The 13,704-nt window shown below is 51.2% G+C and carries 7 protein-coding genes; all 7 read right to left on the bottom strand.

From position 1 onward, the window contains the following. Nucleotides 1-32: 32 nt before the first annotated feature. Nucleotides 33-1,319 carry an MFS transporter gene (locus DG177_RS05360; RefSeq protein ID WP_337658537.1) on the bottom strand — a complete coding sequence of 429 codons (1,287 nt, stop codon included), beginning with the start codon at nucleotides 1,317-1,319 and terminating at the stop codon, nucleotides 33-35. Beyond that, nucleotides 1,316-1,690: a cupin domain-containing protein gene (locus tag DG177_RS05355; RefSeq protein ID WP_337658536.1), complete on the bottom strand. Its 375-nt coding sequence runs from the start codon at nucleotides 1,688-1,690 to the stop codon at nucleotides 1,316-1,318. The genes DG177_RS05360 and DG177_RS05355 overlap by 4 nt, the downstream gene beginning before the upstream one ends. A gap of 1 nt (nucleotide 1,691) precedes the next feature. Next, nucleotides 1,692-3,866, bottom strand: a complete 2,175-nt coding sequence (locus tag DG177_RS05350) for a heparinase II/III domain-containing protein (protein ID WP_108810547.1) — start codon at nucleotides 3,864-3,866, stop codon at nucleotides 1,692-1,694. Beyond that, the gene (locus DG177_RS05345) at nucleotides 3,863-6,112 is read right to left on the bottom strand and encodes a chondroitinase-B domain-containing protein (protein WP_108810546.1); all 2,250 of its coding nucleotides are present in this window, start codon (nucleotides 6,110-6,112) and stop codon (nucleotides 3,863-3,865) included. Before DG177_RS05345 ends, DG177_RS05350 begins: the two co-directional genes overlap by 4 nt. 236 nt (nucleotides 6,113-6,348) lie before the next feature. Continuing rightward, nucleotides 6,349-9,384 carry a TonB-dependent receptor gene (locus DG177_RS05340; RefSeq protein ID WP_108810545.1) on the bottom strand — a complete coding sequence of 1,012 codons (3,036 nt, stop codon included), beginning with the start codon at nucleotides 9,382-9,384 and terminating at the stop codon, nucleotides 6,349-6,351. A 309-nt stretch (nucleotides 9,385-9,693) separates the two neighbouring features. Further along, a complete protein-coding gene (locus DG177_RS05335) occupies nucleotides 9,694-10,434 on the bottom strand; it encodes an FCD domain-containing protein (RefSeq protein ID WP_108810544.1) in 741 nt (246 codons plus the stop codon). A 149-nt stretch (nucleotides 10,435-10,583) separates the two neighbouring features. Next, complete coding sequence (locus tag DG177_RS05330) at nucleotides 10,584-13,682, bottom strand: TonB-dependent receptor (RefSeq protein WP_108810543.1); 3,099 nt, start codon at nucleotides 13,680-13,682, stop codon at nucleotides 10,584-10,586. Nucleotides 13,683-13,704 lie beyond the last annotated feature (22 nt).

Genomic DNA, 13,704 nt, shown 5'->3' with positions numbered 1-13,704 from the left:
GTTTTCCCCTGTCTATAATAATGATGAATCTTTTAGGCGGATTTGGCTTTCAACGGTTTGATGTCGGTGCAGAAAACCAGGACCGACAAAACTGTTAGAATGGCGAGAGCAGCGCCGACCACGAAGGCGGGCGTGTAGCTGTTTACGGTAATGACCGGGATCAGGAAGTTGAGCCCAACCACTGCCAGCTTGGCAGCAGTGCCGGCGAAACCGGCCAATGATGCTACAGATTTTCCGTTGTAGAAATCGCTCGGTAAAGTCTGGATATTGCCCACCGCCGTCTGAAAACCAAAAAGAATGGCTGCCATGAGCAGAACGGCGACTAAGGGTGTCGCAGCTTGCGTTGTCATCAGCAATGAAACCAGCATAATCAAACCGCCGAGGCTGATGACAGCCTTGCGTGTTTTGTTGACCGTCCAACCCGCTTTGATCCGGTTTTGTGCAAGCAGGCCGCCAAACCAGGCTCCAAACATCGCACCAACATAAGGTACCCAGGCATATAGGCCGATTTCCTTAACACCAAAACCATAGGTCTCGTTGAGATAGAGTGGCAACCAGCCGACAAAAAGCCACCAAATGGGGTCGAGAAAGAAGGATGCCATGATTACGCCCCAGCTTTCCTTGCGAGAGAGTATCTCCTTGGAATTGGGCGCATAATCGGCGACTTCACCAGATTCTTCGTTGCGTTGTCCGGTGAGAATATATTGGCGCTCTCCCTCTGAAACCCAAGGATGCGTATCCGGCCCGGATTTATACATGATCAGCCAAGGGACCAGCCAGAGAAAGCCCAGCGCGCCCACTGCGATAAACGTCGCCTGCCAAGTGCCAAGGAAGACAAATAGATAGGCAATAATGGGCGCAGAAACGATCCCACCAATGGCTGCGCCAGAGTTGAAAATCCCTTGCGCCAGTGCACGTTCGTTGATCGGGAACCATTCCGCATTGGCTTTGGTCGCTCCCGGCCAGTTTCCTGCTTCGGACACACCCAAAATGGCACGAAATATTGCAAAACTTGTCAGACCGCTGGCGACGGCATGCAGCATGGTTGCCGCCGACCAGACCACAATTGAAAGCACAAATCCGAGACGGGTTCCGATCCAGTCAAAAATCTTACCAAATAGCGTCTGGCCGAACGCATAGGCGAATGTGAAGACGTTGAGAATGATCGCATAGTCGGTTTTGGAAAGGCCGAGATCGTCCGAAATCTCTGGCCAGAGGAAACCAAGCGCGCCGCGATCAATATAATTGATGATCGTCGCAACCGCGACCAGCGTAACAATGGCCCAGCGGAATTTTCCAATTTTCAGCGCACCGCTCATGATTGATCTCCCTGAGAAAGAAAGTCTTCCCGCACGGGATTGAAGATGTCGAGCAAGGAGCCTGCTTCGATGCAGGTGATGCCATGGTCGGTATCTGGTGTAATAGCGACACTGTCGCCGGCAGTCAGTTCCTGCTCCTTGTCGCCCATCATGGCGCGAAAGCGACCGGATTCAATGTAGCTAATCTGGCTATGCGGATGCTGGTGGACGGTGCCGGCGATCCCGGAATCAAACCACAAGCGGCATAGCATCAAATCAGGACCATAGGTTAGTATTTGACGCTTAATGCCAGGCTCCAGAGTTTCGACCTCTGCTTCTATACCATGAACAAATGTTTCGCTTTGGCGACCCTGCAATGCCATATCACTCATTTCATTCTCCCCCCAACCGAATATGGGCAGCAAAGCCCTTCCAGCTGATTTCCTGGCCATCTACGGTGGCTGTATGTCTTTTATTTTTGTCCTGATCGTAGGAAATGGCGAGTACCGACTGCGCGCCCGCTAGCGTCTTGATCAGCAGCAAATCCGCGTCGTCATGACGCATATGGCGGACTGTCTTGATCTGGCTGTCACTGGCTGTTGTTCGCTCTGCCGCTCCATCATAACGCCCGTGCGCTTCGAGAATGCCAGAGAACACCATGCCTTTGTCGCTGGCCACTCGTTGAATAAGCATTTGTTCGCGGCGTAAATTGAAATTCGGATCATTGGCACCGCTTTCTGCCAGGATCGTCTCGCTGCCCGCCTGAGGCACCCATCTTACGGTGTAAAAACGATCATCCTTAATCCAGGTGACAAAGGCATCGTTGGCGCTAGTTGGTTTGCCTGTGCCGTCTATCCAGATATGCTGATAACCGTTGTCTTCACCCAAAACCGGACGGTCTGCCACATTGGACTTCACGTCAAACCCAACCCGCATGATATGTCCATTATAGTGAAGCGGGAGATCATAAACATGGGCACCTTCGGCATCCACACGCATCACATCGACAACCAACGGTTGGCCGAGGCCTTCCACGTCGAGCAATGCCAAGGTTCGCGTAAACTCAACGCCAGGATAGGCACCGGTCATTTTGGCACTGCTGATCTGGCTACCCATTTCTTCAGAGAAATAGAGTTGCTCGGGCGCCAATTTGTCCGCAGCTTTTCTGTCGCCATTGAAATGGCTTTTCTGATCCACAACCAGACTATTGTGCGCAATGCTCTGCTTCGCCCAACTTTCGTTCTCAGGCAGATAACGCCCACCTTGCTTGGCCTCAATATTCAGGAAACGTGCGGCGCCATAGTCGCTGACGATCTCATTGCCATTGTCATAATATTGCCAGTTCAACTTATCGAAATGGCCATGGCCCATGCCCTGTGAGCTGTTTTTCGCGACCAGCGCTTGGCCGGTCATGCCGTTCCCCTTGCGCATGATCGCAACTGCACCTTGTTGACCTTCTGGCCCATCAGAAAGAAGCAGCGATCGAAAAGGGAAAGACTTTGCCTTACCAGCGGCCAAGTCCTTGGCGACCGTCATGCCATTGTCGGTCAGCACGGTGCGCCCCTGCCACTGCGCGATAGACAGCAGACCGGGATCGCGGGTTTTATTGTATCCCACGGCAACACCGTGATAAAGTTCGTCTGTTTTCAGGCTTTTGTCCCGGATCGCATCGTTGAACGGGAAAAAATATCCATCATAGGTGAGCTGGATTGTTGTACGCAGCGCTTTGAGCAAAATGCCATCGCGATATTCGAAAATCTTGCGCGAGGGATCATTTCTCTCAATCACGCCAGCAAATACAATGAAGGGTTTCAGAGCGAAGCGTTGATAATAAGGACCTTCGGTGTAATAGCCATCAGGTGAAAAGAGCAGTTCGCTCTGGCGTAAAAAACCTGTCTTGCCGCTTTTGTCTAATCCAAGCAGGGCGATATCGACCAGTTCTTTGTCGCGCAAGACATAGCCCGTCATTCCTACGCCGGCGGTCGCCCAGGTCGCATGATTGTGTATCTTGCTGAACGTGACTGCGGAGCCAGTTGAGAGAAAAGCCGCAGCCTTGCGGAAGAGATTGTCGTCAATATTTTTGCGATCTGCTTCTGACAGGCTATTGCGAATTGCTTCATAGCCTTGAATGCTGTCGACCATCCACATCGCATCGTTCAGTACCTGCCAGAAAATCCGGCCCGAACCCTGACTATTCTTGCGCGCTGGATGCTCACCGAGCGTCGGATAGAGTTCGGCATAGGCAAGCAATATATCGCGGACGTAGTCGGCATATTTCTGTTCACCAGTAAGCTTGTAGAGTTGACCACCCTGATAGATGATCTTGAAATTCTGTTTGTGCTGCTCGTGGGTATAACCACCGCCCGGGTCTTTAGGGACCGGAACCACGACACCGGCTTCCATCATCTGATCGACAAACGCCCGCGAACGCTCCAACTCACGTTCGAATAACGGAGCATGATGTTGCGCCGCCGCGGTGGAACCGTTCAGGGAGTATGCGATCGGCCCTGCCGCCGCGGCTGAAGATGCAGCACCCCAGAGTGCGACCGCTAGGATTTTGCCCTTCATGGTTTTGTCGCGCCTTCAAACCGATTGTCGGATAGAGTAGCGCGATGCGTGCCCTCATAGTTTAGTTCCTGCAATATAGGCTCCGGCATATTCTGCGCCTTATTGCCAGAAACAAGGGTTTGCGGCCGGCCAACGGTGTGTACGATCTTGATCGGAGCAGCATCGAGGAAGTTATTGTCGCTAATTGCAGCTTCTTGAACACCATGAAGAACCATGGATGCGCCAGAGATATTATTCTTGCTGCGGCCAACGTTCATGAAATTTGAACCGGTCAGGGAGAAATGCGGCCCAAATGTGCTTTCATCACGGCCACCGCGATAGATATTGAAAATCTCTCCGCCAATATCTTGGAAATTGGAATCAGATATATCGACATATTCGGCATTATACTGGCCATAGTCCTCGGTCTCGGCAGCGGCCTGCAAGACCGAACCTGAGATGTTGATGAAATTGCTGTTTTTAATGCTGACACGATCAGCGAGGGAGCTTTTTCCAAGCGCAATGACATGGAATGACCGGTTCACATCGAGGTTGGTCACGTTTACGCCATCCAGGTCGATCAAAAAGTTCGATTGAATGGGAAATATGGTTGTACGAATAACGGCGTTACCCACAGAATCCGGTGCCATATCACCGTCTATGGTGAGATTAGCGAGGCGAAGACTTCCGCCCTGTTTGATTTCAACGAGCGATGGTCGGGCGAAACGGATCCGTGCGACAACATCCTTTGGTCCCTCAATCGAAATTGTTTTATCCAATGACAAAACCTTGTTCACCAGATATTCGCCCGCGCCAAGGATCAATCGATCACCTTCACTCGCGGCTGCAAATGCCTCGGTTAGACTGTCCTCGCCGGGTGCAACATCAATTGCCTTTCCGGCGCTAAATCGATCTTCAGATGAGGGCTTCGGATACCAACTAACACCGACCTGGTCGCGTGTAATGGGCTTAATATCCCGCGATGCACCGACACTTTCACCTTTTGGATAAAGTAGGCCATTTTTTGCACGGACGAGAGCTACTTCGCGCTCAGCTATGCCAGCAACTGACTGCTCAATCTCGCCGTTGGTCAAAATGTTGTTGGAAAAGGCTATGCCGCCGATATCGTCTTGAATTTTTACGAATGATCTACCGCCAGCGCCGCCAAGCAAATTATTCTTGAAGCGACTATTCACAGGCACCGCGGAACGCTCTTTGTCGGCGCCAGCATTAAAGGTGATGCGGCCGCTGTCGATCACACTGTTATTCTCGATAATCGCGTTATCCACTTGGACATAGCGATTGACGGGCGAATTGGGCACGCCGTTCATCACAGTCAGCGCGCTGGCAAAACCGGTGCCGCGAAGCCCTTCCATATAGTTGTTACGAACAGTCTGGTTACGATTGATAACGCGGATACCGCCAGTATGAGCCTTTCCGCCACCGAGGAAGATGTTATTCTCCACCAGTGTGCCGTCACCATGCCGAAATACCAGCGCACCACGCGATTTGTAGAACAGGTTGCCCCGGAAAACATTGCTTCCGGACTTAGAAGAGATAATTTCCACTTCGCCATCGCATCGGTCAAAATAGTTATTCTCCACCAGAGTGTTCGAATTGAACATGGAGTATTTGCTGGTTCCGATCCGCAGGGTTTCCCCACCATTCGATCCTAAAACTGGCCGCGGCCCGAAATAATTGTAGTCGATGCGGTGATAGTTTTCCTGACTTTCTTTGGAATCAAGACGCACGGCAAAGGTCACACCCTTGTTGGTCTTGCCAATAAGGTGGTTATGATCGAACCGGTTATGCTTGCCGTACATGCCGACCCAGTAATCACTCTCGTAACGATCCGGTTTGCTGAAATGGTCAATTACAACATTGGTGACGCGGCTATAGGAGGCCAAGTCTTTCTTGGAGCGTCGAAATGAAATCACTTCACCGGTTGGGCTGTAGCCGTTTTTGAAAACCAGCCCGGCCACCACCATATATTTGCCGCCTATTCGAAGATTGGACTGGCCGGAAAGGATGACCTTGCCCGCACTTTGCGGGCGTAGGGTTATTGGATTTTTCTGAGTTCCTGGTCCCGAGAATTTGATCTCGAAATCCTGCCAAACGCCGTTGGCCAGGACAATCGTGTCACCCGCATTCAAAACCTTCTCGGCGGCGAAATAGTCTTTCTGGGTTTTGACAAAATATGTTTCTGCAGAAGCCGGAAACACGACTGCGGTGCATATTGCTGCAAACAGGCCAAGCCTGACGATCATCCCCGGAATTCCTCTCTTTTTCTATGGTTGGCGTATCTGGCACTCAATAAATTGTCAACCAATATATATTACCAAAATACCATACCAATTTATCGATCTGTATAAATAGTCACGGTGTTAAGCCAAAAACGGCGCAGCAGGTTCAAGCTCCCGCTGCGCCATCCCCCGTATTGGAGTTCTGGAAGTTTATACTCTCGGATCCGCCGATCCGAGAGTATAAACTCGCTAGGCCTTGGTCAGAAGCTGAGAGTCGCACCAAAAGTGATCCTCCGGTCCGGCAAACCTTGGAAGCACAACTGTGCACCGCTGTTAACACAAGACTGCGTAATCTCGTCCTTCATGAGGTTAACGCCTTCAACCCCGATGTTTAGATAATCGGTCACATCGTAAGTGATGCTTGCATTGAGCTGTCCTCTTGATTCTGTAACCGTTGGAAAACCAAGCGTACTGTTTAGAGAAGCACCACCTGCCGTATCCAGAGTACGGAATGAATCACGCCAGGTGTAGCGCGCCCGAGCCGATAGTCCGTATTTCTCATAGTAGAGAGTGACGTTATAAGCGTGCGGCGAAAAGTCCAGAAGCCCCTGAACGGCTGTAACCGGAACCGTTATATTGGGATTGATTGCTTGGAAGATATCCTCCCCGCGACCGGAGTTTTCGTTTGTAGCTTCGCCACCACCGAAATCCTGGTAGGTATAGTTGGCAATAATACCAAAGCCCGATGCAAAGCCCAGCGTATCCTCAAATTGAGAGAGGTCATACTGGAACGCAATTTCAATGCCCGTTTGCGTGGTGCTTGCCGTGTCATTTATGATTGTTTGAAGAGGGACGCATAGTCCATTACCCAAAACAGGTGACAAGACATTGCGATCAGGGACCGGATTGAAGATCCCACCGCCTTCACAAGGAGGCGTGATGTCCCGGAAGCCATTGGCATCCTCAACAGCATCTTCCACTTGAGTAACAAACAGGTTGGTGCGCTTTTTGTGGAAGAAGCCCACACTTAATACCGACGACGGTGCAAAATACCATGAGAGCGAAGCATCGTAGGACTGCACAGTTTCCGGCGCCAGATTTGGATTGCCAAGTTCTACGGCATTATTGGGGCCGGTGGGGAAAGTGACTGAAAGCGAAAGGTCATCGAAATCGGGACGATTGATATCCTCTCCGTAGCTTGCACGGAAAACAATATCATCGGTCAAGTCGGCGACGACGTTAACGCGCGGCAAGAATTCTTGATAACTCCCACGAGATGTCACCGGTGAAACTACACCATTGGCAACGGTATTACCCAATGAATCAATGGTAGTACTGACCCAGCGCAAGCCGATATTCCCGCGGATCGGACCGGTTTCGAAATTCAACTGACCATAAACCGAGTTGGTTGTTTCATCGATTGCAAAGGACGACGCAAGGTTACTGGCGGCAGTTGGATCGAGATCATTCAGCAATCGACCGCCGCCCGCAATGGCGGCCTGTCCCCCTGGGGTTGAATCAAGAGCACCCTGCAAGGTTGCGAATACTGCATCCCGATCGGAAAAAGACCGATTCGGATCGACGAGAAGGAAGTTGCGGAAAGCCAGTTCTCTCCCATCAAATTCACCAAAATTGTCCGGGCCGGGGACAAGAAGGTCTGCGAACAATGAGCCACTCGGACTATTTGCGATTGCGCCTGTGCCGAAGGTTGAACGGAGCTGGGTGAAATCTGATGAGATTTTATTGTAGCGATAGCCCCAATCAACAGAAGTAATGAATGGTGTCAGATCTTCCGTATCCAGCGTCATATCGAGACGGAATGCGTTTTCCGCGTTTTCAGTACGGTTATTACTCGCCGTCACAGCATCGAGCACCGTATTGTTAGGATCGAGCAATTGATCAACCGTTGGTGCGAATGGAGAGTCGAAATCAATACCGAATGTCAGCGCGCCACCAGAAAGATCATAACGAAATGGAACGCTGTTATCATTGCTGCTGCCATCAAGCGGCGTCAGCGCATTGGGATTAATAAAGTTCAACGTAGTGCTCAGATTGGGGTTTGTCGTGGTTGAAGTTGCCCGCGATGCTTCCGCCCGAACTGAAAAACGACCACTTTCCCATTCACCGCCAAATCTATAAACCTGACTGTCGGTGACACGGGCGCCGGTATCGCTCGAGAAGCGTAGGTTGGGATCGTCATCATCAACAGCCAGATTTGGCTGAATGGTACCGACCAACGCGGCTTCGATGCTGCCCAGATCTACTCCATCCAGCGAACCGTAATTAACCGTTTCGAATTGGTCAGGAACATTGTTGAAGCGCAGCGCGCTTACACCGGAAGCTTGGATGCGGGAACTATCCTGCCTACGCTCTTGGTCGCTTACGATCGTATCGAAATAGAGTTTCAGATTGTCGGACGGAGCCCATTCCAGCGTGCCGGCAAAGTTGATGGTTTCATATTCGAAATTCTCAAGCTCCTGGTTAAGGAACTGAATACCGAGATAATCGAAGCCTGGCCCGGGTGCACCCGCAGCTGTAACACTGGTTCCGGTCAAAACGACTCTGTCGCGGTCAACCCGGGGACGGAAAGACGTGGCTTCCTGTTCGGCATAGCTGCCGCTCAGGACGATCCCAATTTCGCCAATGCCTGTGTCCCAAACATCACCAAAGCTGGCAGAGATCCTCGGCTTAATGCTGTCGGAAAGTTCGCTATATTCGCCCTGTGCGCGAACGCTTAATATCCGATCACTAAGGTCAAGCGGGCGAATTGTGCGCAGGTTGATAGTGCCGCCCACGGCGCCCTCAATGTCTTTTGCCGTTGGTGCCTTAATCACTTCAACGGAAGCGATGATGGCTGCATTAATATCTTCGAAGTTGATGCCGCCGCGGCCAGTCCCGGAACCGAGAGTGGAAACACCATTAATTGCAGTACGGTTATCGTTGGTACCACGGATCTGAACACCAGTACCAACACCGGCCGTTCTGGTGATTTGAACACCGGTAACGTTTTCGAGCACCTCTGCGAGGTTTTGATCAGGCAGTTTACCAATATCTTCCGCTTGAATAACTTCGACAAGGCTATCCGCTTCGCGCTTTTCTGCAAGCGCGCTCGCAAGCGAACTACGAATACCGGAGACGATAATGACGTCCTCTTCCGCTTCCGACGCATCGACCGTCTCATTATTTTGCGCATAAGCTGGAGAAGCAACCATTGCCATGGCCGTCCCCGCTAAAAGTGCTGTCGAAAAATTAAAGCGCGTGACTTTCCCGCGTACAGAAGTACCTGCCTGTTTCATCGAATCCCCTCCCAAAGCTTTTGTTATTGGCCCGGAATCTGACTTGGCATGACAGTTGTGTCAACCTTTAATACACACCTATTACAATTGCTATGTAATACCAATGATAAATACCAATAGAAAATCATTGATTCAGCGATGCTTAAGGTATCTGGCGCGCTGGAACGACAGGGCTAATTCGAATAGAAAATATCAATATGTTACATTTTTGCTACAGATTGGAGGCGCGCAGATATACGAATTTGCCATACCGGAATCCGGTCCAAACCTACCTCAATCTCAGCGTATTAGAATGCGAACAGTCGTTGGTTATCCCATCCGGGCCACATCAAGAAAGCGCTCGCGGCTTTCGATTGCGCGTTGCTGCACTTCGCGCAATGCTTCCTGCTCGGTCACGTCCAACATCGAACCAATGAGCCGCAAGAAATGCTCACGCATCGCACGCCGGGCAGCACCCGGATTGCGGGCCTTCAATGCATCAAGAATCGCCCGGTGCTCCTTGGCACGAGCGGTCGCATCTTCTTCGCAAACCGCGTCATAGCTGTGCTTCACTTCGGGAAGTTCCTCACGCATACGCCACAATGACTCGATGGAATGGACCATGGCCCCATTTCCCGATGATCGCGCAATCATTGCATGGAATTCGCGATCAGCGGCTAGTGACGTTTCTTCGTCGCTGTTGCCCATCGTCTCAATCAACTCGTCCAGTTTCGCCAGATTTTCGTCAGAGATGATCTTTGCAGCGAGCGCCGCTGCCTCCGCTTCAATAAGGGAGCGCGCTTCGGTGACTTCAAACGCACTGACCTCGGGAAGTTGTCCAGGCTGTTGCGGTTGTTCTTCGCTAACATAAACACCGGAACCGGTCTTGATCTCAATATGCCCTATTGCTTGGAGTGCAATTTCAGCTTCGCGAATGGTCACACGGCTAACATCAAAGCGCTCAGCCAGTTCACGTTCACCGGGTAGGCGCGTTCCCGGTGGGAAAACACCTTCATCAATCAATTGCCTGATTTGCTCTGCAACGCGATGATAAAGTCTCTGTTCGGCCATGTGCTCGTGAACTCCGTTCCAACTAATTGCGATCACTAACTCTACTGTCTAGCGCAATCCCCTATAAATTGTCGACCGATTTGGTCTGTCAAAATTGAGGATATTGGTGCGACCGCTGTAAACCCCGGTCGCACCAAACCCTGTTAAACCTAGAACTTAAATCGAACACCCGCAAAATAGCGCGGTCCGTACACCTGGATCGCTCCGAAATCGTCAGGTGCGCCCCTAAAATTGGTCCTTGGCTCATTGAACAGGTTAATTCCCTCGAGCGTGAACTTTACATTCTTGTTCAAGGTATAAGATATGCGGGCTTCAAAGACCCCCACATCATCGACATAGCGCACCCGGCCTGGAGTGGAGACGAACTGCTGGAAATAGTTGCTGCGATATTTGTACACACCCTGGAAATCGAAGTCCCCGATTTCATAATATGCCTGTGCTGACAAAACATGCTTCGAGAAACCGAAGAGATTTGAGGGCGGTATGAGGCCATTGCTGACAGCGGTCGTACCGTCTGCATTTATGGTGGTGATTGCGCCCAGCGAGTCATCCTCAAATTCGAAATTCGAGTCCGCATAGTTATAGCTCAGCTTAAAGCCCAAGCCGTCAAGCGGTTGCGGCAGATAACTGAAACGATGAGCTGCCGTTATTTCGATACCATAGATCGTGCTTGTATCGTCGGTCGTTTGAGTCGTTGTGACCAGCGTCGTGAGATCCTGTCCATCAACTGTGAAAATCTCGTTCTGACCGACAGTCTCGAATCCGCCGTTAAAGCTTTTGTAGTAAGCATTGACCGCAAGGATCGTATCTTCGTTAGGATACCACTCAATACCCGCATCAATGTTCCAGGACAGCAGCGGCTCGGTAAACGGATTACCGGTGGCATTGGCCGTACCAATCGCATCGGCAATTGAGGTGACTGTATCATCGGCCAGTGCATTAAATGTTCGCCCAAAGCTAAGGTCCGAAGGATCTGGCCGCGAAAGAGCGCGATAAACGGCAAAGCGGCCCTGCAGATCAGGCTGAAAATCCGCTACCAAGTTTAGACTGGGAAGGAATTCGGTATAGGAATTTCCTCCGGATACCGCGACCAGTGAGCTGGTGTCTTCGGTAACGACCAATTCGCCGCTCGCATTGAAGGACGCCGATAGCGTACCCCGAAAACCGGTAGACCGGACGTCCGTGTTAATTACGCGCAGACCGACATTACCGCGAACGGGCGTGCTCCCCCAATCACCTGCAAAATTCGCCTGTAAATAACCTGCCCACGTTTTTTCGGTAAGATCCGTGTTTTGAATCGAGTCAAAATCACCCGTTGGGAAAATGACGTTGCCATCTTCGTCAAAATCCAGGCCTGACGGATCCTCGCGCTCCAGAACTCGAGCAATACAGCGCGCGTCAAAGGTTGCATATGTGTTCGATGTTCCGATGACATTGCCCGTTTCATCGACATTGGTGATCAGCGGATTTCCGCCAGACACCGATGAAAGAAAGCCACTTTCCGGGAAGGCCGTACGACATTCCTGATTGGCAACGAAAAGTGCACCGGAGCCATCAGCGTCATCATAGGTATTTTGAAAACGGCTGGTCCCGTTGGAAGCGCCGGGAACATCGCGATACTCAAGCTCCTGGAACCTGATTCCGGCTTGCAACGACGAGAGGAAACCATCCATTTCATATTCGGCGTCGCCTCGGATCGCCCAAACGCTATTGTAGCGATCCTGCTCTAGGTCAGCCCGCAGACGTGGATCGTTGGCGAACAGATTGTGATCGGTGACATCGAAATTCTGAGTAAAGAAATTCAGAGCTTCAGAGCCGTTTTGGCGGATCTGGACTCCGGTTTCGATCCGGTCATTGGTAGAGCTACCATCGCTTTCTACGGCATTAGGGAAAAATGGGTCGCCATTTGCATCCGCATTACCAAATATCGATTCATTATCCTCGGTCCGGAAACGGATCTGGACGGCTTCCTCGATGCGCCGGGTCTGGGAGTAGGATGCGTCAAAGGACAATTTGAGACGGTCATTGGCCTGAACGTCAATCGACAAACCACCTCCATAATATTCCTCGTCACGCTCAAGATATTCGCTCACCGCTTCAATCCGCTGCTCATTGGTGAACTGGCGAAGCGCGCCGGTTTCGGTAAATATCAGATCGAGATCAATGCGATTGGGATCTCCCGGCCCGTCAATTCTGCGGCCTTCTGCGAAATTGAGGTCGCTGCGCTGCTCACGAAACAGGCGCTTTGAATATTGGAAATCTGCGTTAATATCGACATCAGGACTCGGCTTGAACTGAATGGCGCCAAAGAAAGAGTCGCGGGTGTCATCGGTAATATTCGACCGGAACGCATAGCTGTTCCGGGCGATAACAAAATCATTGGTGATGCTTCCGTCACGCAGACCAGCAATAGTGCTACTACTGGTATCACAATTGCCGTCATCGAACACACCATCGCTGGTTGTCGTCGGATCAAGCACACAAGCGCGAATGGTATTGGAGACATTAGCCTCTTGCTCTGGGTTGGTCGTTTCATTTCGCGAATAACCGAGCGAGATACCCAGCTCTGCACCGCCTAAGTCAAACTGATCAACATAGCTGACCGTCGCACGATATCCGAACTTCTGGAACCGCTGGTCAGAATCAATGTCAAGATTGTCAGGATTGGCATTCAGCTTGAAGTCCCCTTGAAACCGGCGTTTTCCGTAATCGAGAGGCCTGATTGTCTCGAGCGCGATCTGGCCAGCAACACCGCCTTCAATATAGCTGGCTGCCTGAGTCTTGTAGATCCCGATCTTGTTGAACAGTTCGGAAGGGAACTGACTGAAGTTAACCGATCGGTCGCCACTACCATTGGTTGCGATGCGACCGTTGATCACCGTCGAACCAAGAAAAGGTCCAAGACCGCGAATTGAGATTTCGGTTGCCCCACCTTGCTCGCGGTGCGAACCGGCGCCGGTCAGCGTTTCGAGCGCCTCACCAATTGATAGTGCCGGTAAATCACCAATTTCCTCGGCTGAAAGGGCATCAAAGACTTCGGTCGCTATCCGCTTTTCTTCGATTGAATTCTGGATTGTGCCCCGGATGCCGGAAACAATGATCAGATCTTCATCGTCGGCATTTACCTCTGAACTCTGATCTTGCGCCTGGGCCGGCATTGCCAAAGCAGCTGTTGCGCATCCAGCCATTAATAGTTTCGTGATTGATGAAAGACGCTGCACCCGCGCGCCACTGTTCTTCCCAAGCATCCTTATTCTCCCTGCTCTTGTT

Source organism: Sphingorhabdus sp. Alg231-15 (assembly GCF_900149705.1).
Classification (GTDB): domain Bacteria; phylum Pseudomonadota; class Alphaproteobacteria; order Sphingomonadales; family Sphingomonadaceae; genus Parasphingorhabdus.
This window is presented reverse-complemented; position numbering and strand designations above follow the sequence as displayed.